The sequence below is a fragment of the Bradyrhizobium sp. UFLA05-112 genome (genome assembly GCF_053572325.1).
This window is the reverse complement of sequence record NZ_JBANBK010000077.1, coordinates 1-23,592: the sequence shown is the minus strand read 5'-3', so window position 1 is coordinate 23,592 and position 23,592 is coordinate 1. Positions and strand designations below refer to the sequence as shown.

Annotated in this window: 20 protein-coding genes; 13 read left to right on the top strand and 7 right to left on the bottom strand. The window is 56.9% G+C overall.

Translation table 11 applies throughout. From position 1 onward, the window contains the following. The 10 genes from SO180_RS32775 (at nt 1) to SO180_RS32730 (ending at nt 11,472) form a co-directional block, all read left to right on the top strand. On the top strand, nt 1-1,608 hold the full coding sequence (locus tag SO180_RS32775; RefSeq protein ID WP_449382957.1) for an acyl-CoA carboxylase subunit beta: 1,608 nt from the start codon (nt 1-3) through the stop codon (nt 1,606-1,608). Between the two features lie 106 nt (nt 1,609-1,714). After that, the gene (locus SO180_RS32770; protein WP_449382956.1) at nt 1,715-1,969 is read left to right on the top strand and encodes a hypothetical protein; all 255 of its coding nucleotides are present in this window, start codon (nt 1,715-1,717) and stop codon (nt 1,967-1,969) included. Between the two features lie 19 nt (nt 1,970-1,988). Beyond that, a complete protein-coding gene (locus SO180_RS32765; protein WP_449382955.1) occupies nt 1,989-2,111 on the top strand; it encodes a hypothetical protein in 123 nt (40 codons plus the stop codon). A 749-nt stretch (nt 2,112-2,860) separates the two neighbouring features. Next, nucleotides 2,861-3,610 carry a P-loop NTPase family protein gene (locus SO180_RS32760; RefSeq protein WP_449382954.1) on the top strand — a complete coding sequence of 250 codons (750 nt, stop codon included), beginning with the start codon at nt 2,861-2,863 and terminating at the stop codon, nt 3,608-3,610. Nucleotides 3,611-3,646: 36 nt separating this feature from the next. Beyond that, on the top strand, nt 3,647-4,315 hold the full coding sequence (locus SO180_RS32755) for a hypothetical protein (protein ID WP_449382953.1): 669 nt from the start codon (nt 3,647-3,649) through the stop codon (nt 4,313-4,315). A gap of 299 nt (nt 4,316-4,614) precedes the next feature. Further along, nucleotides 4,615-6,135: a class I adenylate-forming enzyme family protein gene (locus SO180_RS32750; RefSeq protein ID WP_449382971.1), complete on the top strand. Its 1,521-nt coding sequence runs from the start codon at nt 4,615-4,617 to the stop codon at nt 6,133-6,135. Between the two features lie 411 nt (nt 6,136-6,546). Then, nucleotides 6,547-6,822 carry a LysR family transcriptional regulator gene (locus SO180_RS32745; protein WP_449382952.1) on the top strand — a complete coding sequence of 92 codons (276 nt, stop codon included), beginning with the start codon at nt 6,547-6,549 and terminating at the stop codon, nt 6,820-6,822. 1,062 nt (nt 6,823-7,884) lie between these two features. After that, nucleotides 7,885-8,709: a transglycosylase domain-containing protein gene (locus SO180_RS32740; protein WP_449382951.1), complete on the top strand. Its 825-nt coding sequence runs from the start codon at nt 7,885-7,887 to the stop codon at nt 8,707-8,709. 392 nt (nt 8,710-9,101) lie between these two features. After that, nucleotides 9,102-10,409: an MFS transporter gene (tcuC, locus tag SO180_RS32735; protein ID WP_449382950.1), complete on the top strand. Its 1,308-nt coding sequence runs from the start codon at nt 9,102-9,104 to the stop codon at nt 10,407-10,409. A 628-nt stretch (nt 10,410-11,037) separates the two neighbouring features. Then, nucleotides 11,038-11,472, top strand: a complete 435-nt coding sequence (locus tag SO180_RS32730) for a hypothetical protein (RefSeq protein WP_449382949.1) — start codon at nt 11,038-11,040, stop codon at nt 11,470-11,472. A 288-nt stretch (nt 11,473-11,760) separates the two neighbouring features. On the opposite strand, the gene SO180_RS32725 is transcribed toward SO180_RS32730, so the two are convergent. Continuing rightward, nucleotides 11,761-12,669, bottom strand: a complete 909-nt coding sequence (locus SO180_RS32725) for a LysR family transcriptional regulator (RefSeq protein ID WP_449382948.1) — start codon at nt 12,667-12,669, stop codon at nt 11,761-11,763. Nucleotides 12,670-12,958: 289 nt separating this feature from the next. Between SO180_RS32725 and SO180_RS32720 the strand changes: the two genes are divergently transcribed. The 3 genes from SO180_RS32720 (at nt 12,959) to SO180_RS32710 (ending at nt 13,901) form a co-directional block, all read left to right on the top strand. Next, on the top strand, nt 12,959-13,090 hold the full coding sequence (locus tag SO180_RS32720; protein WP_449382947.1) for a hypothetical protein: 132 nt from the start codon (nt 12,959-12,961) through the stop codon (nt 13,088-13,090). Nucleotides 13,091-13,173: 83 nt separating this feature from the next. Further along, the gene (locus tag SO180_RS32715; RefSeq protein WP_449382946.1) at nt 13,174-13,605 is read left to right on the top strand and encodes a VOC family protein; all 432 of its coding nucleotides are present in this window, start codon (nt 13,174-13,176) and stop codon (nt 13,603-13,605) included. Then, entirely contained in the window at nt 13,593-13,901 is a 309-nt protein-coding gene (locus tag SO180_RS32710) for a VOC family protein (protein WP_449382945.1), read from the top strand. Before SO180_RS32715 ends, SO180_RS32710 begins: the two co-directional genes overlap by 13 nt. Nucleotides 13,902-14,167: 266 nt before the next feature. On the opposite strand, the gene nifA is transcribed toward SO180_RS32710, so the two are convergent. The 6 genes from nifA to SO180_RS32680 all read right to left on the bottom strand — a co-directional run. After that, complete coding sequence (gene nifA / locus SO180_RS32705; RefSeq protein ID WP_449382944.1) at nt 14,168-15,985, bottom strand: nif-specific transcriptional activator NifA; 1,818 nt, start codon at nt 15,983-15,985, stop codon at nt 14,168-14,170. A gap of 1,766 nt (nt 15,986-17,751) precedes the next feature. Further along, nucleotides 17,752-18,741 (bottom strand): nodulation protein NodZ, encoded by a 990-nt coding sequence (locus SO180_RS32700; protein ID WP_449382943.1) that lies wholly within the window; start codon nt 18,739-18,741, stop codon nt 17,752-17,754. 234 nt (nt 18,742-18,975) lie between these two features. Continuing rightward, complete coding sequence (locus tag SO180_RS32695) at nt 18,976-21,024, bottom strand: carbamoyltransferase family protein (protein ID WP_449382942.1); 2,049 nt, start codon at nt 21,022-21,024, stop codon at nt 18,976-18,978. Between the two features lie 164 nt (nt 21,025-21,188). Further along, the gene (locus SO180_RS32690) at nt 21,189-21,977 is read right to left on the bottom strand and encodes an ABC transporter permease (protein WP_449382970.1); all 789 of its coding nucleotides are present in this window, start codon (nt 21,975-21,977) and stop codon (nt 21,189-21,191) included. Next, entirely contained in the window at nt 21,977-22,891 is a 915-nt protein-coding gene (gene nodI, locus SO180_RS32685) for a nodulation factor ABC transporter ATP-binding protein NodI (protein WP_449382941.1), read from the bottom strand. The genes SO180_RS32690 and nodI overlap by 1 nt, the downstream gene beginning before the upstream one ends. Before the next feature lie 9 nt (nt 22,892-22,900). Beyond that, nucleotides 22,901-23,592 (bottom strand): carbamoyltransferase C-terminal domain-containing protein (locus SO180_RS32680; RefSeq protein ID WP_449382940.1); only part of this gene is annotated, 692 nt, incomplete at its 5' end.

Sequence of the window (23,592 nt, the reverse complement as noted above, 5' to 3'; positions counted from 1 at the left end):
ATGCAGCGGATCGTTTCTCGCGCGGCCACCCGATCACAAGAATTCCGCCTCAACGAGCTCCATAACCGACGGCTTGCGGCCGAATTGAAGGAACGCCAACGTTCCGCTCGCTTCGACCGACCGGCACGAGACCTTTCGCGTCTGCGGCAGCAAAACAAGCTATTTGTTCGAGATCGGATCGAGGCGTTGCTCGATCCCGAAACTCCGTTTCTCGAGCTTTCGACGCTCGCTGGCAACAAGGCCTATGATGGCGAGGTGCCGTGCGCCGCGCAGGTCGTCGGCGTCGGCATAGTCGCGGGTCGCGAGGTCATTGTTCATGCAGATGATTCCAGTGTAAAGGGCGGCGCTTGGTATCCACTATCCGTGAAAAAGATCGTACGGGCACTAGATATCGCAATTGAGAACCGCCTCATGGTGGTCCATCTTTGCGACTGCGCCGGCGGGTTCTTGCCTCTGCAAGCGGAGTTCTTCGCAGACCGCTATCACGCAGGTCGAATCCTGCGTAACCAAGCAATTCTCTCTAAGATGGGAGTGCCGCAAGTTGCCATCGTCATGGGGCACTGTACCGCGGGAGGGGCCTATGTTCCGGCGCTCAGCGATTACAACATCATCGTGCAGGGGACTGGAGCCATCTTCCTCGGCGGGCCTCCAGTCGTAAAGGCAGCCACCGGAGAGGTGGTATCTGCCGAAGAGCTTGGTGGCGCTCACATGCATTCGAGCGTCTCTGGAACAGGTGACTACGCCGCGACTTCCGAGATGCATGCGATTGCTCTTGCCCGGGACATTGTTGCTCGCCTGACGCGTCCGACGAAAGAAGCCATTGATCGATCCGCTCCGGAGCCTCCGGTCTACGATGCGTCCGAGCTATACGGCATTCTTCCAAAAGATCCTCGCGTTCAGTTCGACATTCGGGAGATCATCGCACGCTTGGTGGATGGCAGCCGATTCCATGAGTACCAGCCGAACTATGGCCAATCCCTGGTATGCGGCTTCGCGCGCCTCCACGGGTATCAGATCGGCGTTATCGCGAACAATGGTGTGCTGCAGAATCACAGCGTGATGAAGGGCGCTCACTTTATCCAACTCTGCGACAAGAACCGGACGCCCCTGCTCTTTCTGCAGAATACCACCGGCTTTATGGTTGGACGGGAGTACGAACATGGCGGCATCACCAAAGATGGCGCCAACCTCATCATGGCCGTTTCTGGAGCGTCGGTGCCCAAGCTTACAGTGATCTGCAACGGCTCCCACGGAGCGGGAACATACGCCATGGCTGGTCGCGCATTCGATCCACGCTTTATGTTTACCTGGCCACAATCGCAGATTTCGGCCATGGGGGCCGAGCAGGCAGCGGGCGTACTCACCCACGTCAAGGCAAGGCAATTGGCTCGTGAAGGTGGGCGTTTGTCCGATCAGGAACTGGCGGCCATTCGAGAACCAATCATGACGGATTATCGGGAGCGATCGAGCGCCTACTACGCAACTTCCGAGCTTTGGGATGATGGCATTCTTGATCCCGTAGATACCCGAAACGCACTCTCAATCGCCTTGAGCGCCTCGCTTAATGCTCCAATCGAAGCACCGCACTACGGCGTTTTCAGAATGTAGCGTAGCGGTCGCGTCGGCTCGAAGAGCGATTGCGGCGAACGATTGAGTGCATCCTCGCTTGAATAGATGAGCACAGAGCAAGAATGAAACATGCCAAGAGCCACCAATGCAGTGCCCGAATTGTAACGCCAATGACCTAACCGCATTTCACGACCCCTGGAGCGGCCGACCGGTGCTCGCCTGCAATGCCTGCGGTGACTATGTTGAGGACGATTTCACCCATCGCCAGAGAGCGCACGCGATTATCGCGGATATCGTGGCGTCAAACTTGATCGGTGAGCACCAGGGTGGTGCGCAGGGCGTTGCAAGCGAGATTCTGGCTGCGCTCGAGAATGCTGGCCTGAGGATCGCTCGCGCCTGAACTATAATAGGAGCCCCCCATGAACGATGCGACTTTCTACCCGCGCACAGGAGATCGTCCGCCCGAGCCGCGGTCATTCGACCGCGGAGCGAGCCGCTCCCTCTTCGCGGTCGTCGGCACCATCGCGCTCAGGAACGCCTGAATGCCAACACTTTGGATTCGGAGGTGGATAGGCTGCGCGCTACTCGTCCTTGCCATCATCGTCTGCCTTTTCCGGGCTTAATAGGCTGGACATGACCGGCAATTTGGAAGGCGGGAGTTCGTCCCCCCTCTCGGTTCAGTCAGACGCTCCAGATTTGGATTCACCTCCGCCTGGAGCCGGGGCTCCGCCCTGCGCGCACCGGAAAGCGCTATGCATGGACACTCCATAGCCCATAACCTCAGCCTCAAGCTTATTCGAGACCCATGAAACGAGATAATCAATCTGCCTCTTCAGATATCTTAGGAACCAACATGCAAGTTGTCCCTGTCATGCTCCACATCACGATGGAGGATCGTCATTCTAACTTCGCAAGCTCTGAATCCGCTGTCCTCGAGAGGTCAGCGTGATGATGCCCAGTTCCAATCAGCCCTCGATGACTATCGGTTTGCCGAGTATCGACGGCCTGTCGAGGACGCGGTGCCTATCATCGCTCACTGCAAACCGCGCGTACGAACCACGACGGTGCGCCGACGGCTTATCGCCCACTGCCGTTTCATCGGCTCATCGCCGCCATCATCCTCGTGCGGCCCTGGCGCTAGGAGACTCCCCGACACTCGTGTCGTTGACGTCTTAAGACATCGCGCGATCTCTTGTCTCTGCCATGTTCGGCTCCAGAGCATCGCAAGACACATACAGCCGCACTTTGCGGTTCTCCCGGTTAAACAAATATCTTGAGGTAAAAGACTTCCATGGCAAAGCCAGTTGTGATTGTAGTCGGCGCGGACAAGGGCGGCGTCGGCAAAACGACCGTATCCCGGACTCTTCTGGACTATTTCAGCGCGAACAATGTGCAGACCCGCGCATTTGACACCGAGTCGCCCCGCGGAACGCTAAAGCGCTTTCATCCCGCGATCACTGAAATTGTGGATATGACAAGGACCGCAGACCAGATGAAGATATTCGACACGCTAAACGCGGGCCTCTCCGTCAGCGTGATCGACGTGCGCGCGGGACTGATGTCCCCAGCACTAGCATCGCTTCGCGACATAGGCTTTTTGGACGCCGCGCGATCGGGCCAAATCACCTTTGCCGTTTTCCACGTATTGGGATCGTCTATCGCCTCGCTGGACGAGATCGCCGAGACGAGCAATTTCATGGCCGGCGCAAAATACTTCCTGGTCAAGAACTTCATCAATGACACCCAATTCTTTCAGTGGGACCAGTCGACCTACAATTCCTATTTCCACCGCATCAAAGACGCCACCGACCTGACAATCCCGAAACTCAACGAGATGGCCTATGAACAGGTCGAGGTCGCTTCCGTCCCGTTCGTCAATTTTGTCGCGAACAAGGGGCCGCACGATGACGTCGCTAACTATTCCTTCGTGCTGCGCGGATACGTCCGGCATTGGCTCGCCAATGTGTGGAGCGAGTATGACCGCATCAACCTAACAGACCTCGCCGGCGCCAAATCGGTGACCCGTGCGGGAGAAAGATAGTCGTTCGAGGACTTATGCAGCGCTGGATGCGCAGTTTTGGTAACGCCGGTCTATATCATCTGCTCTGCGAGCCCGCAGGTCGGCAAGACGCTGATCGCGCGGCTCTTGAGCGAGTTCTTGCTGCTGAAGAACGGTACGGTGCTCTCCTTCGACCTCAACTTGAAGGAGCCGTCGTTGCTTGACTACCTTCCTTCCATCACTGAGACAGCAGATGTCATGGACACCTACGGCAAGATGCAGCTAATTGACCGACTAATCATCAACGATAGCGTGGCCAAGGTGATAGACCTTGGCTTCCACGCCTTCGACGAATTCTTCAAGGTGTGCAGCGAAATCGACTTCTTACGCGAGGCGATACTGCACAACGTCGTGCCAATCGTCCTGTTCGTACCTGACATCGACCGTGTCTCATCGCGAGCCTATGAGATGCTACGCTGGCAAGTTCCGCGGCATATTCTGATCACCGTGCATAACGAATTCGTTGTTCGCGGCGAGTTGTTCGAGGCCATGAAGCGCGGCCGCACGCTCCGGCTCGCGGCGCTGCCGGTGTTTCTGAATGCCTTTATCTGCCGATTAAGTTTGTCTTTCACCGGCTATCTGCGCCAAGAAAAGGATTCCTCGACTGAACTGCATGAGTGGATTCGACGAAACTACACCATCTTTCGTGATCTCGAATCGAGTCTGCTGCCCCGGCGCTCGTTGTGAGCCGTGATCCACGACGAACACAGGACATACGAGTCGATCGGCTTCCATAACTATGTAACGGCCACTGAATGCCGAACACGATCTGGTTCCGAGCCCACCGCCCTGCCACAGCCTGGGCTGTACGAGATCCGGGCAGATTCTTCTTTGCAGCCGGTCTCGCGTGACACTCTTTCCCGTTCAGCTAAACCGGCCCTAGAAACGTGACGCACGATCGCAACCTTCAAATGGACGCTGACAAGTCAGGTTCAGAAAACGCAGCATGAGCCTTGTGAGAGCCCAACGACCGAGGATGAAGGATGGTGGATCTCTGTACACTGATTGAGCGCAACGCAGCGTTCGCTCCTGACAAACCCGCAATCCATTTCGAGGGCGATACCTTAACTTACGGCGACCTTAATGGACGTATTGATCGGGCTGCGCGGGCCCTGAAACACGGGCTCGGCGTCAACAGAGGCGATCGCGTTGCCGTCCTTAGCCTAAACCGCCCTGATTACCTCGTTCTCCTCTACGCTTGCGCGCGGCTCGGGGCGATTTTAGTACCCTTGAATTGGCGGCTCGCGGCTACTGAGCAGCTTTTCATTTTGTCCGACGTTGGCGCTAAGGTTCTGGTCATTGAGCGGGCTTTTGAAGTACTTCTGTCGATTCTAGCAGAGGCACTGCCCGAGGTCGCGACAGTGGGCCTCGACTTTGCGCCTTCCGGCACTCGCGCGTGGGAGGACCTGTTGGATCAGACACGGCGGGACAGCTATTACCCTTGCGCGGACCTGACCGACCCGCTTCTGATCGTCTACACCTCGGGAACCACAGGCCGGCCGAAGGGAGCGGTGCTGCGCCAGGAAGCTTTGTTGTGGAACGGCGTGATGAGCCAGCATATGCACGCACTCACATCGGACGATCATGTACTGACCGTATTACCGCTATTCCACGTCGGCGGGCTGAACATTCAGACGACGCCCGCATTACAGCTTGGCGCAACCGTCACCATCCATTCGCGGTTTACGACTGACGCCACCTTTGCTGCACTCAAGCATGATCGACCAACTTTGACCGTCCTGGTGCCTGCGATCATTCAGGCCTTGACCGACGACCCTAGGTGGTCGACGATCGATTTGTCGTCGCTGAAAGCGGTCTCGGTAGGCTCAACGACAGTGCCGCAGCACCTGGTCGATCGCTTGGTTGCGTGCCGGCTGCCTGTTCTTCAAGTTTACGGTTCCACGGAAACGAGCCCCATTGCGGTTTATACGAGGCTCGGCGGTGACCTTTCACGGGAGGGGTCGACCGGCCTACCCGGACTATGCTGCGAAGCGATGGTCACGGATGACGGCGGCAACGAATTGCCCGCGGGGACTCCGGGTGAGATCGCGGTGCGCGGCCCCAATGTTTTTCGCGAGTATTGGGGCAATCAACCAGCCACGTGCGAGGCGATGCATGACGGCTGGTATCGTACTGGCGACATCGCCCGTCGCGATGCCGACGGCTATTTTTGGGTTCATGACCGCAAGAAGAACCTGATCATTTCCGGCGGGGAAAACATCTATCCGGCGGAGATCGAACGTGTACTTTTAGAGCACGCTGATGTTGCCGAGTGCGCGGTCATCGGCCGGCCGGACCCAAAATGGGACGAGGTACCGATCGCCTATGTGGTCAGGCGACCTGATTCCCGGATGAACGCGGAGGCACTCGTAATGCATATGCAATTGCATCTGGCGCGCTTCAAAGTGCCACGCGAGATCATTTTCACGAAAGAATTGCCGCGAACGGTACTAGGCAAGATTCAGCATAGTGTGCTCAGAAAAATCGATTCTCAATCAGGCGGGTAAGACTCAGCAATTAACGATCGGAATCTCGGTCGCTTGCAACGGTTCCTGTCCCACCGTACCTATGCACTTCGCTCGCGCGTGCAGCAAGAAGCTCATCCAACTCTCACGTGATGGTGTCGATTAAACGGAAATACCGGTCTAGTGCTCAACAGGACCTCGGAGATCGTTTTGCGTGGTATTCATCCGGCGTAGCTCGTTTCCCAACCGTCGAGGCAGTTTCGAGGCTAGCGAATTGAATCGAACAATCGGTGGAGGATGGACACCTCCTTAGGTGTACACCGCCGCCTTTTCAACGCAATCATCGTTGCTAAACGACTATCCTCGTTTGGAGCAAAAATGCCAACATCCCGCCGGTTTCTTCCGTCCACCGCAAGGCTCGCAGCTTTTGACGCCGCGGCCAGAACAGGCAGCGTGACCCTAGCAGCTCGCGAGCTCAGCCTCACCCAGAGCGCGGTCAGCCGGCACATCAAGAGCTTGGAGGAGCAGCTCGAGATCGCACTTTTTGCGCGCGTGGGCCACACGATCCGCCTGACCGCTGCCGGCGAGGCCTATGCGCGCGATGTTCGCGAAGCGCTGGGGAAGATCAATACTGCCTCCTTCAACGTTTGCGCCAAGGGCGATACGCTCGATCGCGACGACGATCTTGCTAAGCTTCAGCACGCGCAGGTCGGCACCGCGACGTCCTAAATTCCTGGCACAGAAATCCAGACGTGACGATCACTTTCGCGACGCGCCTTAACGCACGTCCGGTTTCGGCGATGGAGAAGATCGGCGAGAGAGGCTTTCGGATCGATCTCACCGAGACACACCGTCATGAATGACGTCTCCATGACAGGGAGACCCTTCAGCGCCAGCGAACCGCCTGGCCTTTCTTTCGAGCGAAGAATGTCATCAACCTCTGGCGGGCTCGATCTCAAAGCCGTACTTTTTCAACACTTGACCGGTCTGGCGCGGCCAAGCCGAGCAGACGAGCCGCCCTTGACTGGCGGCACTGCCCATTTTTGGGGGCGCGGCAAACCCGCAAAGTCCTAGAATTCTGCCTCAATGCGTGGGCAATCGCGGCTACGCGCGGCGTAGCGAGCACAGACTTAAGGGAGCTGGTTTCCGCTCGGGGCCATTTCGAATCTGCCAACGAAACATCATTAAGCTCACGGACCAGATCGACTGCAGCCGGCGGTAACGACCGTTCTCGCCGACTTTTCCGGACGAAAGTTGACGCACTTGCGAAAGATGTCAGCTGTTGCCGATTTTTCGCTTCAGCGACCGCGCGAAGACGCCACACTTGCCCTCTATGTGAGCGGCCGAATCTGCTCGCCGATTTAGAGAGCAGACTCCACATCAGACAGCGGGAGCATCGATGCCTGGTCAGAACGTCATCTGTTTCGATACGGCTCGTAAGATGCGGCGCTCGAAGACACTTCAGCTCGAGCGACTTTCAGGTGAGTACCGGCGATCCGTCGTTCTTGTGACCAGGATGGATCAAGTTGGATTGTCCGACTTTTCCAAAGACGAACTCCAGTCATTTCGTTCGGCTTCCGCAATCCTAGGCGGACCCGTGAGCTGAAATTGAGACACGCACTCGGTCGCAGCGCCCTCCTCGCGCGGCCCCACGCACACAGCAAGAACTGAAAGATCCACGTGAGTCAGATTATTCCGCCGAAACGGTGGACCACGCTCCGGCACTCCTTGTCGGCCCCTCAGCTGTCTTCCGATTCCGCCCTAGTATTCTGCGCAAGGGAGTTGCGGACATTGTATGGCCGTTACTCGCGATTCTTAGACCGCATCTCTCTCGGCCGACGGCAGCGCTGGCTGCTTCTCGAGCCCTTTTCCGAAACTCTGACTCTGATTTTTGGCGGACTGATCCTGTTGTTGGCGCTTGCGGTTCCCACCATTCGCGCTCCCCTGCAAGAGGATTGGCTGAAGGCTTGCAACGTCGCGGCGTGTCTGTTTGATCAGTTCGGCGATCCGATTGGTGGCAGGCCGGTTGACCGTGGTGTTTCGACCCCGCTTGAGGATTTTCCCGATGCTCTGATCAAGGTCACGCTCGCAACCGAGGACCGCCACTTCTACGAACATTTCGGCATCGATTTCCCCGGTGATCTCCACGCTCTCCTGGCAAGAACACAGAACGATCACCAGGATGACTCCTCGATCACCCAGCAACTCGCCCGGACTCTGCTTTCGAACACCGAGCGCGGCATCGGACTCAAGATCAATGAAGTATTTCTTGCCGTCTGGCTCGAATGGCATCTGACCAAAGATGAAATCCTGAGACTTTACCTGAACAGTGTCAATATGGGCGGCGACTCCCTCGGCGTCGATGGCGCCGCGCGATTTTATTTCAATAAACCGGCCAGCGATGTGACGCTCGCGGAAGCTGCTATGCTGGTCGGCCTGATCAAGGCGCCGACAGATTATGCCCCTCACATCGACCTGACCACAGCGCGTGCTCGCGCCAACGTGGTCCTGGACAACCTGGTCGAAGCCGGGTTTATGACTGAAGACCAAGTGCTGAGAGCACGGTCCGATGCAGCCAGAGTAGTCGTACGAGGTATGAAGACTTCACCGAATTAACGCAGCTTTCCCACCGTTGCTCAGGTATTTGACATCATGCGTCGCCACTGGCCGTCATCTGGCGTTCCATGGCAAAACTCCATTCGAGCTTGCGTGCTCGGCGAGCCATTTCGTCGGATCTCATTGCGGAGTGAGCGTCTCTTGACATTCGGTCTCTCCATTTTTGCGCTGCCGGCTAGTGCCGACTTCTACACGGCGCTTAAACGCTGTCATGCAGCGCCCCCCTTCTTTTATTAAGAGGATGCCGACACTTTTACTTCTGTGAACTGTCGCCGAAAATATGCCGATGATCCAAGGCGCTTCAGAATTTGTCGGCAACACCTTCCGATAGCGAATCACAGCCGGACTGGAATGCGTTATTCCACAATGGCCATTTCAACGGGGAAACGCCGATGTCGTACTCAACTGTCCCACACGGACCGAAATCACGGGTTGGTGCGATTCTGCGTGCCACAAGCGGAAACTTTCTCGAGCAGTTCGACTTCTTCCTGTTCGGTTTCTATGCCAGCGCCATTGCGAAGGCATTCTTCCCATCGGATGATGAAACCGCTTCGCTGCTTAACACCTTTGGTGTGTTCTGGCTGGGCGCTTTAATGCGCCCGATCGGCGCTATCGTGCTGGGCGCTTATATTGATCGGATCGGCCGTCGCCAGGGTCTCATCGTCACGCTCTCCATCATGGCGATCGGCACGGTGGTCATCGCATTCTGTCCGACCTATGCGACCATCGGTATTGCCGCTCCCGTAATCGTGCTGCTTGGACGCCTCCTACAGGGTTTTTCCGCTGGCGTAGAAGTCGGTGGCGTTTCGGTCTACCTATCGGAAATATCGACTCCGAATAATCGCGGCTTTTACACCTCACTCCAGTCCTCAAGCCAGCAGGTCGCGATTTTCGTCGCAGCGATCCTCGGCTACATCCTTAGCGAGATGATGCCACCTGATACCGTTCTTGTCTGGGGTTGGCGCATTCCCTTCTTTGTCGGCTGCTTCATCATTCCGCTGATCTTCTTCCTGCGCCGAACGCTCGAAGAAACGCCGGACTTTTTGGCCATGAAGAGACACCCCACTGCTCGCGAGGTCTTTGCCTCGGCCGTCGCAAACGCGCGTATCGTCGTCCTTGGCATGATGATTGCGATCCTCACGACCACAACGTTTTACTTCGTTACCGTTTACACACCAACATTCGGCAAGAACGTGCTAAAACTCTCTTCACAGGAAGTGCTGTTGGTTACCACCCTCGTCGCTGTGACCAACTTCATTTGGAATCCGGTTGGCGGCGCTGTATCCGACCGGATCGGCCGCAAACCTGTTCTCCTGACCATAGCCATCCTGGCATTACTAACCACCTATCCAGCCCTACATTGGCTGGTGAACGAGCCGAACTTCGGCAAGATGCTTGCGGTGGAAATGATGTTCTCATTCTACTTCGGCATCTATAGCGGCGCCATGCTCGGGTGCTTAGTGGAGATCGTGCCGGCGCACGTGCGCACCACATGTTTCTCGTTGGCCTTTTCACTGGCGGCCGCGCTGTTTGGTACCTTTACGCCGTTCGCCTCGACTTGGCTGATAGACCAGACAAGTGATCGAGCTTCGCCCGGCTTCTGGCTAATGTTAGCAGCCGTGCTCGGCATCATCGCAACACTCACCGCCTACCCAGGCACCCCTCAAGCCGTCGAGAGTGGCAAAGCTGTCGCAGCCTGAGCGCGCCAATCGTGAGCGAGATCTCGAAGTGGTCGAACAAAGTCGCAGCTCGGGGGCTTGCGCTGGGCGCGGCTCCGCTATCGTCGCCGGCCAGCTCCCCGTGAACCGATGGCGTTCGCTTATCGGCGATCCACCTATGCTAGCGCGCGCTGGCCGCTCGGGTGACCAGCTGAGCCAGCGATCCGCTCTCTCGGCACAAGAGTTTGCTTGTAGCTTAGAACGTCCGTCGACTTGCTCAGTTCATCGAGTGTTGGATTGCGGGCCACGCGAAACGTTTCGTAGATCGCTTCGCGGCTTAGTCTGTCTTGCGGGCGAATTCGAAACTCCCCGAGCCTTGGCTAATCTCAGATAGCTGCAGCAATGAACGAAGGCTCTTCGTTCTCAAGCGCTGCTTCCAGATAGGCGGCCTGCTGATCCGCCGGTAGTCCTGAACGTCGAGCTTGGTTGCCTTAGGGCGCATATCAAACCTGCTTCATCCTTTGCTTGGCTCGTGGACCTCCTAGATGCACAGGTCTAACGTATTCGCCTATCGATGGGCGATGCTATCGGCCGTCCGCGTCGGGATAATCGAACCAACAATTGTCCTCAAATCTACTAGGATACCGAACCAGGGAAGTCTGAAGGAGTTTTGCACAGCGGCGGTCATCATCGCTTCAACAAACGCCTGTATAGACCCGACAGCAATCGACACGCGTTCTACAAGCTGAATGACGACTGGGCAGGCTCCGCCCCGCTTAAGCGCCAGCTTTTCGACCTACCATTTCTGACCAGCGGCGAGTCGTTGCTGAAAAGGATATTTTTGTTGGAGTCTCTATCCATGGATCATGCTTCCCCTAAGCAGGAGCAAACGTTTGAAACTCTGGTACGCGTGGCCTTTGAGAAGTCATGGCGTTTCGTAGAGAAAGATCCATTCCTGACCCATAATGCGGAGGCGCTGCTGCGCGCTCGGCTGCGAGTCCACCTGGAACGCTCATTGAGAACAGGTGAGAAGAACGTACTTCATCTGGCCAACAACGCTATTGGGAATCTACGTACCGAACTGGGACGGCGGCCGGGATTATAGTCTCGCCTTCAAGGGAGGGCCCCCGCGCGGTTCCATGAGCGACCGATCCCTACACTTCGGACTGTCTCATCCCGATCAACGACGCGCAACTTTCCGGTATAACACTTCAACGGTTTCAGCTGGCCGATTTAGTCCTCTGAGAGGAGGCTCTTCATCAAGCCCCGGCCATGACGGCACGGAAGCTTTATGTCGCGCTCGGCTGAGCAAATAGCAAAACATTCCCCCGTCCCGAGCAAAACCCTGTGTGGCCGTTCTGCACGTGTCGCGCACTCACATGTGGGGCTCAGCCTAATCTAACTCCTTTGCCGTTGCCCTAATCATCTCAAGAAGCCAGATCAAGCCCGTGTCGTTCGATCTGTACCTGTGCCACTGCACGGATAGCTGCATGGGCGGAAGCTGGAACGGAAGCTCGACGATCCTGATCGGTAGCCGGCCAACTACCTCTTTTGCGAGGCGCCGGTGCGTCGTCGCAATGCGATTGGTACCAGCGACCAGCCCGGGCATCGCACTGAAGCTATAGGTGGTCACGTCTATCCGGCGTTGTACGCCGCGCCCCGTCCCAAGAGACGTTTCGAATGACCGATCGTCTTCGGCGCCTCGAATCACAACATGGGCCGCCGCGAAGAATTCTTTCCTGGAAAGTTTGCCGATCGCGTAGCGTCCCTTGTTCCACGCGACGGCGCAGAACTCGTCTTGCAGGACTATTTCCGACGGGTGACGCTTCGAGCAAAACTCGTTCGGAATGATGAGTAGATCGACCGCTCCCTGTTCGAGCAGCGGCTCCGGCGCGGCGACCTCGCTCACAAGGTTGAACTTCACGTCTGGTGCGATTCGTTCGCAACGTCGAAGTAAGGCTGGTGCGATCGTCGCGAGAGTATACTCGGAAGCCAGGATGGTGAAGCAGCGTTCCGACTGCGAAGGGTTAAAACGCGAGCTTGTCGCGACCGTTCCTTCGATCCGAACAAGCAGATCTCTCACTGATTCCTTGAGCGATTCGGCTCGTGGTGTGAGCTCCATCTTGCGGCCAACTTTGGCTAGAAGTTCGTCCTCAAAGTAATCACGCAGACGCTGGAGCGCGCTGCTCATGGCGGATTGAGTCATGTTCATTCGTGCCGCGGCCGCGCTCACATTGCGTAAGTGAAGCAGGTGATCGAGCGCGACGAGAAGATTAAGGTCAAGCTTGTTGTTGAAACGCATCCATTCCTTCCTGCACAGCCAGTTAGCTCTATCAACGTAAGAAATTTCCACAATGGATTTCTAAAATTGTGGACAAGACGCTTGGCGGTGGTCGAGGACAATGCGTTGACTTCCAAATGGTCAAACAATTCCCGCACAGCGGCCGGAAACGCGTGCTAAAAATCTTAACGGGCGCGAGAGTGGCGCTCGAGCCACGATGACGGCACCAACGCATTGCATCGCAAAGTGAGTCGCCGAGACCGTTGGCAGTCTCATTGCGTGAAACAGACACGGCCTGGAGACACGATCAATGAAAATCGTCGGATTGGACAGTCTCATCTTCGGCGTCGACGACGTAGCAGGCGCTGCCCGGTTTCTCACAGACTACGGACTGACGCCGATGCAAGGCTCAGAACGCGGTGGTCGCTTTGTGGCCCATTGACGGCACGTCCGTGGTGATTGCTACGAGAGCGATTCGCGGTTGTCCTCGCCGCCGAGCATCGGTTGCCGACTGCGAAAGACGGTATGGGCGTGGCCAATATGGCAACGCTAGACGCAATTGCCACAGAATTGCGCCGCGACCGCGATGTTCACTATCTCGATGACGGATCCATCGAATCGATCGACGACGCAGATTTTGCGATCGGCTTTCAGGTTTCGGTCAGACGGGAATTCGTACTTCAGGGCGAATTCTCGAACGCTTCGGGGACGTACATATTCCGGCCGATCAATAGCCTTGGCGTTTTGCCACCAGCCTCTGTTATCCGCCCGCGAACGCTGTCCCACGTCGCATACTTCGTACCCGACGTCCTGAAAGCGGAAGCATTTTATGAAAATCGGCTTGCTTTCCGCTGCACCGACCGCTTTACCGGCACCGGCCCGTTTCTGCAGCCGGGTGGCAGCCTCGACCATCACACGCATTTCCTCCTCGCAGCGCCCCGCACATGCAGGGGCTGAAACACTTCGCTTTCCACTTCGGCGGCCCAACCGAGGTGACCACCAATGGTTATCGTTTTGCGGAGAAGGGATACCAGGCTTTCTGGGGTCCCGGCCGCCCCATCCTGGGGTCGAACTGGTTCTGGTACTTCAACAGTCCATTCGCATGTCATATCGGGATGGACGCGGACATGGATCGACACGACGCGAACTGGATGCCTCGCGAGACGGTGATATCTGCCGATCCCTCGCAGGCCTTCCTCCTAGAGATTTCGAAGAACTGGTCTCCGAGCTCCGGGCATGGCGAGGACGCTTGATGGCAGAGGTCGATAAACTCTCACAACGGGATCTCGCCTGACAAACGGCGCGCCCGGATTCGATCCGTTTCAAGCTGGAGGAAACCCGTCCTTCGTGCTCCCAAAACGATTATGCTCAGTGCGCCCGGTGCCCTCGGATCAATAGCGAAGCGATGATGGACGCCTGATCATGTCATCGATTCTCATTGACTGCTTATTGGACGCGCACACCTCCATCGATTGGCCGCAAGCTCGCGGTCTGACAGCATAGGCCAAGTCCGAACCGCTCACAGGCGCTTAATTTCGATGCAATATTTTCTCAGCGCATAGCCGATTTGGCGCGGCGTTAGTCCGAGGAGGCGTGCCGCCTTTGCCTGCACCCAACCGGATTTTTCCATTGCAGCAATGAGGCGCTCGCGATCCGTCAGCTTCGCACCACCCACGAGCGCCCCGTCGGCCGGCGCCATCTCAACAGGTGGAGTGAGGACCGCAGCCGACGCAGTTATGTCAGGGGTTGGCATAGCTGGTCTCGCCGATAGCTCGCCGGTCGCTGCGGCCCGCCGCTTCGTTTCATCCAATCCGCTCTTCCACAGCAGCGCGGAAAGGCACTGACCGTGACAGCAAGCAAAATCGCTCCTGACAATGAACGGCCCTGGTGCCAGAGTTGCAGTCCGCTGCACGCAGTTTTCGAGTTCACGCACATTGCCCGGAAACCCGCAATTCATCAGCACGTCCATGGCACTCGGATCGAAAGTTAACGTTCGACTGTTCTCGCTGTTAAAGCTTTTGAGAAACTCAGTGGCAAGCAACGGAATGTCGCTGCGCCTTTCGCGCAACGCCGGCAGCAGCAATGGAACCACGCTAATGCGATAATAAAGATCGGCCCGAAACTCGTTTTTTGCCACCGCCCCTTCCAGGTCCTTGTTGGTTGCGGCAATCACGCGAACATCAACTTTCATGGTGTGGCCGCTGCCGACCCGCTCGAACTCTTGCTCCTGAAGAACCCGCAACAGCTTTGCCTGGAAGGAGCCTGAGATTTCGCCAATCTCGTCCAGAAACAGTGTGCCCTTGTCGGCGAGCTCAAAGCGCCCTTTGCGTGAATTAAGAGCGCCGGTGAAGGCTCCCTTCTCATGACCGAACAATTCGGATTCCAGCACTGTCTCCGGCAGCGCTGCGCAGTTCATCTTGATGAACGGCCGCTTGGCACGCGGGGATAGCTCGTGAATAGCTTTGGCCACTAGCTCCTTGCCAGTGCCCGATTCACCTCGCAACAGAACCGTGGCATTCGATTTGGCTACCACCGCGATCTTGTCAAGTAGCCCGCGCAGCGCCGGACTGGTACCTATAATACCATCGATGTGAACTCTCTTACGCTCTCGCGCCGGCTGCTTAAATTCGAGGAGCTCTTTCTGCCAGCGAGAGCTCTCCGCCATGAGGCGCTTGCGGTCGCGCGCCACCAAACGATGGAGCTTCACCGCCTGTCCAATGAGGTTGGCGATCATGGTGAGTAACCGGACATCGCAATCCGGCGGGAACATCGAATCGATGTCCGGCACACGCTCGATGGATAGGGTCCCGACTACTTTTCCGTCGACGCTGATGGGAACTCCGATGAACGATAACCGTACGTGGTCGGACGCGCCGAGCACGTCCATATCAGCTACGCTGAACGCTGGATGCGTGGCAACGTCGTCAGCGACAAACGGGATACCCGTTGCCACAATCTCCTCGATCGCCTTTTGCGGCAGGCGCATCCGGTAGCGCTCATCGCTTCCTTCGCTCCAGCCAGCGCCGACCGCAATCTCCGGCACGTCATCGTCTGCCAGGAGAGAGACGACGCCATGCCGCATCTGCAGAGATGATTGTAGCAAATCGATCACACTTGCCAGCGCGACTTCGAGCCGCGAAGGACTGGCGAGCATGTTCGATATTTCGAACAGTCCTCTGAGCGCGATTTCGTTCAATGGCAGGACCACCGAATGGTTCGCACCGTCGCCGGGGTCATGCCATTCGGATTCGCTAGCAATATGAACCGCGACAACACCGACGTCGCCCTTCCGCGCCGTGTTTTCACTTAGTTCGCACTTCGAAGCATTGTCTTGCATCTCACTCTCGATCTCGCGCGCACTCTGATTGCGCCAGGAGATAACACTTTTTCATGGCACGAGTATAAATGATACACCTTCATTGATTCACACTCCTTCACAAAATCGCGCAAGAACTCCATTGGAAAAAGACCGGCGTAGATCTACCGACAATCAGCAGCGATCTTTCGTATGTGTGCAGATTCCGTCACATATGTTCTACGTAATCGCACGAGGTCGAGCGTGACATTCGAGCCCAAAATGCGCTTTTCGTTCTCCCATTGCGTTTCGGCTATTGGCAGTAGGTGTCTCCACCCATTGCGATCAAGCGAGCCACAGTGCCGCCTGCGGGCAATCGCGTGCTGGCAGATACACCGCACTGCTTAGAAGCGACATTTGTGAGTCAGAGGATTGAACGGCCACCAGGCCAACAGGCACCGCCGCTGACAAACATTAATCGGGCCTTCTCCGACTGACGTTGTCGATGATGCAGCAGCGTGCCATCCGGCGCCTTGGGCGAGACGGTCATACCTTTGGGCAATGCAGCAAGCGCATGTGGCAACACTCATCAAGTTCGGTCATGCGGCGCGGTGGCCGTCTGCGACAGCCAACTCGACTCGCCATCATTGTCCGGCGCCGCTTCCTACGGATATAGATCGCCATCGACGGCTTGCCATGCGCAAGGTGGTGTGCCACCCCGAAAAGCGCCTTCTAGCCCTGTGGCCGATGCCGCGGCTCCCCGTCAGCACCACCATGTTCCATCTTCCCTCCTGCAGTAGGTTACTGCGGCGTAAAACGGACCTCGACGTCCATTTACGATATGCAACACCGGATCGCATCGTCGACTGCCGTGTCGAGAACTAAACCCGCCGCTCATTCCGTTGTCCTTGCCGCGGTCACTCACGCGCACGTCGGTGCAGGATTTGGGCCAGCGCAACGCGAAGGGGGGCGACACGATTGCGACGCAGTGTCGCGCTTAACTTAGTGGGTTAAAGCAATAGCGCGTTCGCTTCTGACAGCTGCGCGCGACGTCGCTTTGTCACTTATTGATCTCCAGTAGCCATCCTGATGGACACGCGCTCGACTGACCTTGTTTTCCCTCAAGTTCAACCAGGACAATAGTGTCCTCTTTGTCGGAAACGCTTCAACGCCGGGAGTTTCTCATTTGCCCGCCGAACCGACAAAGACGACAGCCGCTGGCGCGCCTATTTTGGCTCGATGGCCTTCGATGCGTAGGAGACAAACCGTCCGGTCTCGTCGTCGCGTCGTGAGAGCTCCGGGCTGCGACTGCCGGCCCTCCCATCGACCATCCCTCTCGGGTAGGCTTTTGGCTACTGCGGCGGCGCGATCCTCACCACGGCAGCCAATCGGACGTCGTGAGCCTCACATGTCAGGTTCATCGGCTCAGTGGTCCTACTTGACAGGTTTGGTCCGACGGTGGCGTTTGTTTCGGCGCAATGCTGTGGTCTCGAGTAAACCTATCAACTTCCAAGACCCTGCCCAATCACCGACACGCCTGTTAGTCGACCCGAATACGATGTTGTCCCATGCTTAAAGGACGCTTGGTCTAGCTCATGCTCTGCGGGAATCGCTTTGTCAGCACGGGCCTCGGCAGGCCCGGACGAGCCCGCCAGCGGCCTCAATCGGTTAAGGCTCATCTTACCCGGAAGATTGTCGGCATCACTAGGCGAGGTGCATTTTGAAAGAGCTCTGCCAATACATTTAGCGACGAAACAACACGGTACATGCAAACCGGCTTTATGATCCGCGAGTGCGGATTATGCAGGTTACGCGACGACCTGATGTTCGCGCGACTCATCGGTTATGATCAAGCGACCGGGATCATTCAACTCGAACTCAATGATGCGTGGCACCACAAGGCGCGCATAGCGCGTAAAGGCACTGGTCGGCGGAAAGCGAATTACGGTATCGCATCGAGCGAGGAGGTACATCTCCGTGAGAGCAGAAAACCCGCCCTCCGCTCCCAGTTCTGCACTGTGTAATGGTCCTGCTTGATCCGCCTGGAAGCGCTTTGAAATGGTAAAGAGGTCTGGAAACGCGGCCGACACCTTCTCCAGCACCTTCGGGCTATCCGTACATAAAAACACCTTGACTGGATTTGTGTGGAGAAACGCCTTCGCTCTTTGAATGGCAGCGCATACCTGCCGCAAGGCAAGCTCCGGATCGGCCCAGTACGGCGTATGCCCCATGATATTTTCGCCATTGCCGTGTCGAACATGGACACCTACTACGCTTTGACCTTCAAAGTGCTCCTGATGGGTCGCGTCAATCCGTGCTTGAATTTCAGGCCGCAGTTTGATGGCCCGAAATATTTCTCGCTCTGCGTCTTGATCACACCCCCACATCAAACAGGCATCACACACCACAGTATTCGCCTGAGTATCATCTTGGGCGTCGAAGAGCTGCCTCAGCTCATCCCGCTCTCGAAAAATTTGTTCATCAGGCCGGTAAATGCAATCGATGGACGGCCGATTCCACCAAGTCGGAAAAAACGGCCCCGGGAGTGAGAGTTGATTGACTTGGTCATCGCAAATCACGCGCACGCCGGCGATGTCTTGAATCGGTTGGAAGAACACCCCAAAGGCGTTGGTGAAGGGTTCATCGAGATAACACGAGCCGCGCCAATCGATGACCAGTGTACGCCCTGTCCGCTTCGCGTACTGCCAGGCGGCCGCCAACGACCAGAGGCAATCCCCAAAACCGGTACGTCGCCGAGAAACAACGAACCTTTCCTTCTTAGACCCGTGAACCGGCATTTTATTTTCCTTGCCACGACATACCTGAAGGCTCAGGGAGAAGCACAACTGTACGAGATGTCTCGCCTGAGGCTGTCATCCGGTAAATGGCGCCGACAAATCGCCTCGTAGAACCTTCTCGGCGAGCTGGCCATGCGATGCAGGGCGCTCGTTCTTCGGTGAACACCCTCCTTCTGGATCCACTCGAACTCATATTGCGAGAGATCTGAATAGCCATAATCATCGATCGGGCCTTTATGCTGGCTCCGCCATCTGATCGCAGTCACCCTCTACACGAGTAGCGCGTAAGGGAGGATGCAGGCGAACACGGCGCTGCTCCCACAGGCTCCGCAGTTCCTTGACGAGAGCTTCGCGCCCGGCTTGATCCAATGCCATCGCGTTGAAGACGTCGAGGAGGACGGCTTCGCCTTTGACCCGCATCAGCAGATTGTACACATTATCTGAAATCCGGACACCATCATCGCCCGAAAACGCCGCGCGGATCTCGCATACCGTCTCCTGCCGATCTCGTGCTGTGTGTGCCCGGACCCGATGGAGGGACGCATAAGGCGGCAATGAGACAGCGAGTGAAGTCCAATCGTCCAGGGTAACGGAGCGCTTTTTGACAAGGAACGGGCCAATGACAAGAGCATCGAGCTCGGTCGTCAGGAATGTTGTGACGGCGTCTGCAACCGACTCCACAATCGGCTCGGCATTGTTGTTAAACGACGTATTGAGCAGAACTGGGATACCCGTTCGCCTTTTGAACTCGTCGATAAGGTCCCAGTAGGCTGGATTCGACTTGCGCGACACTGTTTGCAACCGCGCCGTACCATCAACATGCGTAATAGCGCCGAGCAAACCTCGCTTGGACTCCTGCACGCCAACCACGAAATTCATGAAGGGAAACTCGCGCTTCCCGGCCGGGAGGTCGAAATATTCGTGTGCATCTTCCTCCAACACAGAGGGCGCGAACGGTCGATAGCCTTCGCGCTTCTTGACCATCGCGTTTATGCGATCCTTATTCGTTGCAGGTCGAGGGTCGGCAAGAATGCTTCGGTTACCGAGGGCACGCGGCCCGAATTCCGACCGCCCCTGCACCCAGCCAATAACTGCGCCGTTTGCCATCCAGTCGGCGGCCCTGCCCGCAACATCATTGCTATGTTCAATCTCGAGATGTCCGGCCCATGCATTCAGCTCCTGCTCCATGGCGCGGTCCGCTCCGAGATCGGGTCCCCAATAGACCTCCTGGAGCCGCTCTCGCGGCGCGGGCTGGCCTACCTCGCAAGACATCATGAGTGCAGCACCTAATGCGCAACCGGCGTCGTGTGCCGCGGGTTGCACAAATATGTCTTCGAACAGCTCTGAATACAGCAACTTACCGTTCATGGTGCAGTTGTGGGCCACCCCTCCGGCCAAGCACAGGCGCTTCATGCCGGTCGCTTCTCGATAATGCCGAAGCATGTGAAACACTATTCGCTCCAGCGCTTCCTGCAAGGAAGCACTCACATCTCGATGCTGCTGCGTGAATGGCATTCCCTTTCGACGCACTTGGATATTGCGGAGCAACGTCGGTCCTATGCGATCCAGGTGGACACGGTAGCCGCCGTTGTCGGTGAGTTCATAGAACTGCTCGAAGAGCTTGCGATATGGAGCAGGATCTCCGTAGGGAGCAAGACCCATGACCTTGTATTCGTCGAACAGGCCATATCCGAGATACCGGATCGTCTCGAGATAAAACAATCCCAAGGAGTTGCTCTCCGGGAAGCTCTCGAGTTGCCTAACTTCGGTTCCAGACCCGATGGCCACGAGACCGGAGAGAAACTCACCGCCGCCATCGATCGCAAGGACCAGACTTTGCTCAAATCCGGACATTGCAAACGCACTGACTGCATGCGCCCGGTGGTGACTGACGAAAGAGACGCGCGACGGATCAATGTCCGTGCCGAACTCCTGCGCCAGCATCGTCCGGAGCAAGAGCCTGGCATCCATCGGAATAGCGTTGGACGGCTGCGAAATAAACAGGCGCTCGAGCATGGCGTTGCAGTAATCTTCGGTCGCATAGAACGCAATGCGATCGACATCGCTCAGTTGAATACCGGCAACGTCGAGACAGTACTGGATCGATTGGCTTGGAAACTTGTTAGAGTGCTTGACCCGATTGAGACGCTCCTCTTCGACGGCCGCTATCACACGACCGTCGCGCACGAGAACGGCAGCGCCATCGTGAAGAAATGTGCTTGGAAGCTCGGGTCGGCATTCAAACACCTTGTCTAGTCCGCCGCTCACTCCGAGACACAGCATCTTACTCTCCATTTATTGTGAGAATACTCGATTTGGATTACCCGCCTCACGATCGTTCGTCGCTGTATGCAGAAGCACGACGTCATCAGCCCGAGTGACCTTTGCGATTTTCACGTGCTCCACACCATGGCGCGCGCGTTCGTCAACTTTACCACTGCGGCCTCTCAGCGCATGAGGCGCCTCAGAAGCAGTGCAACCGACAACAAGAACGGCACAACCGCATAGATGCAGAGTGCGCCAATATGAACCCCGACGCCGCCGACTGGCCGCCCAAGCATCGCCGGGCGAATGAGCTCAATCGAATGCTTCAGGGGCAGCAGGCTGGCTGCGAACTGGAAGGCGGCTGGCAACTGGTCGATCGGAAACACTGCCCCGCAGAGAAACACCATCGGTGTAAGGATGAGCGTCTGGTAAAATACGAAATAGTCGTAACTTGGCGCTAGTGATACGACGACCATCGCCAAGCTCGCGAAGACGAAACCAGTAAGAGCAATTGCCGGCAGCGCATAAAGCATGGATGGCCATGCCGCATAACCAAGGCCAGCAGCAACGATCGTAATTCCTGTACCCGCCAGCACGGCTTTGCTGGCCGCCCATGCCACTTCACCGAGCAGAATATCGCCAAGTGTAAGCTGTGTGCACAGCATTGCCTCCCAGGTCCGTTGAGTGTGCATACGGGCGAACGTTGCGTAAATCGTTTCGAAGCTTGCGGACGTCATCGCGCTGGTCGCAACCATGCCCCCCACCAGAAAGTCGATATAGGACGTCCCGTTGACGCGACCGACGATTAGCCCGAGACCAAAGCCAAGACCAAGTAGGTTCGTCAACGGATCGGCGAGATTGCCGAGTAGCGAGGCAAGCGCAACCTTCCTCCAGGCCAAATAGTTGCGACGCCATACCGCGACCCAATTAAATGCGTTGGAGGGCATGGCCGCGCCATAAGTCATTCTCATCATATCTCTATCTCGCGTCCGGTCAGCCGCAAGAACACATCTTCGAGATTTGGCGGACGCTCCAAAAGGCGTAAACCCGCAGCTCCCCGTAACTGCTTCCGCACTTTCTCCAGATCCGGTGCATAGCAAAAGATGGTCTCGCCGCTTAGTTCAATACGCTGTGCGTAAGGCCTGATCAGCTCAATCGTTTCGTGCGGATTACCGCCATAGATCTCCATGACATTGCAGCCAATCTGCTCGATGATCAGCGACTGCGGCTCGCCTTCGGCGATCTTGCGTCCTTCCTCAAGCACGCAGAGCCTGTCGCACAGCCGCTCGGCCTCTTCCATAAAATGGGTCGTCAGCAGGATCGTCTTGCCGCGCGAAAGTAGCGCACGCAGCCGTTCCCAGATCAGATGGCGCGCGTGTGGATCAAGACCGGTCGTTGGTTCGTCCATAATGAGCAGATGCGGGTCGTTGATCAGAGCTCGTGCCAGAACCAGCCGGCGCTTCATGCCGCCGGATAGCTCAGCAACCCGCGCATCCGCCTTGCTTTCGAGGCGCGCAAATTCGAGCAGTGACGGGATGACCGCCTCTATTTCACGTGCGCTCATGCCGAAATAGCGCCCGAAAACCAGCAAGTTCTCGCGTACCGTGAACTCGTTCTCAAGGTTGTCGAACTGCGGGACCACGCCTACGCCCGCGCGTGCCAAACGCGCGTGTGTCGGCACCTGCTTGCCGAGCACCCTAATCTGGCCAGAGTCCGGAGGCGCCATGCCAAGTATCATGCGCACGATGGTGCTTTTGCCCGCGCCATTCGGTCCAAGTAGTCCGAAGCACTCTCCCGCCGCCACAGTAAACGACAGCCCGTTGACAACGGGTTTGCCACGATATGATTTGCTTACAGCGGCAAGGTCGATCGCTACGCTCGACATGCGTTCATCTCAGCTTGTCAAAAGCAGTTCGGGCGACGGCACCTTGGCTTCGAGCGTTTTGGTCCAGAGCAAACCGTCGCACCAGATGTGTTCGATGCGGCCCCATTCGCAGGCAGCTGTGACGTCGGGGAAGAAGCCTCGTCCATGGTGGTTGGCGCTAGTATTGCAGAGCAACGGTAGGCCAGTGAGCTTCTCATATTCAATGAGAAGTTCAGCAACCTTATGCTGGGATGTTCTACCAATGGTCTGCAATCGTGCAGATCCGTCAAGATGCACAACGGCTGGGATTCTCTCTCGCCACTCTGGCCGTGTCTGATGATCGAAGAGCATGTAAGGGTCCGGCGACCCAGGATCGAAAATATCCGCCGCTCGGTCCTCCAAACATATCGGCGCAACCGGACGGAAGTGTTCGCGAAATTTAATGTCGTTGAGATAGTCCTTCATTCCGGGCGATGTTGCGGCGGCAAGAATGCTTCTGCCACCCAAGGCACGCGGCCCGAGTTCGGCGCGACCAGCAAGGAACACTACGGGTTTATTACTTGCAAGGAGAGCGGCAAGCTCACTTATGCTGCAGGGCGCGGCTTCCCATTCTGCTGATCCATCACCAGCTGCGAGGGCCGGGCCACCATAGACCGACCACTCCAACGGCACGAAACCCTTGTCCGCGACCAACGCCGAACAAGCGGCTCCGATAGCCGAGC

Bases quoted from the DNA above. Each gene is read 5' to 3' on its own strand.
- SO180_RS32775 (WP_449382957.1), top strand. From the start codon at position 1: ATGCAGCGGATCGTTTCTCGCGCGGCCACCCGATCACAAGAATTCCGC.
- SO180_RS32770 (WP_449382956.1), top strand. From the start codon at position 1,715: ATGCAGTGCCCGAATTGTAACGCCAATGACCTAACCGCATTTCACGAC.
- SO180_RS32765 (WP_449382955.1), top strand. From the start codon at position 1,989: ATGAACGATGCGACTTTCTACCCGCGCACAGGAGATCGTCCGCCCGAG.
- SO180_RS32760 (WP_449382954.1), top strand. From the start codon at position 2,861: ATGGCAAAGCCAGTTGTGATTGTAGTCGGCGCGGACAAGGGCGGCGTC.
- tcuC (WP_449382950.1), top strand. From the start codon at position 9,102: ATGTCGTACTCAACTGTCCCACACGGACCGAAATCACGGGTTGGTGCG.
- SO180_RS32725 (WP_449382948.1), bottom strand. From the start codon at position 12,669: ATGCGTTTCAACAACAAGCTTGACCTTAATCTTCTCGTCGCGCTCGAT.
- SO180_RS32720 (WP_449382947.1), top strand. From the start codon at position 12,959: ATGAAAATCGTCGGATTGGACAGTCTCATCTTCGGCGTCGACGACGTA.
- SO180_RS32715 (WP_449382946.1), top strand. From the start codon at position 13,174: ATGGGCGTGGCCAATATGGCAACGCTAGACGCAATTGCCACAGAATTG.
- SO180_RS32710 (WP_449382945.1), top strand. From the start codon at position 13,593: ATGCAGGGGCTGAAACACTTCGCTTTCCACTTCGGCGGCCCAACCGAG.
- nifA (WP_449382944.1), bottom strand. From the start codon at position 15,985: ATGCAAGACAATGCTTCGAAGTGCGAACTAAGTGAAAACACGGCGCGG.
- SO180_RS32700 (WP_449382943.1), bottom strand. From the start codon at position 18,741: ATGCCGGTTCACGGGTCTAAGAAGGAAAGGTTCGTTGTTTCTCGGCGA.
- SO180_RS32695 (WP_449382942.1), bottom strand. From the start codon at position 21,024: ATGCTGTGTCTCGGAGTGAGCGGCGGACTAGACAAGGTGTTTGAATGC.
- SO180_RS32690 (WP_449382970.1), bottom strand. From the start codon at position 21,977: ATGAGAATGACTTATGGCGCGGCCATGCCCTCCAACGCATTTAATTGG.
- nodI (WP_449382941.1), bottom strand. From the start codon at position 22,891: ATGTCGAGCGTAGCGATCGACCTTGCCGCTGTAAGCAAATCATATCGT.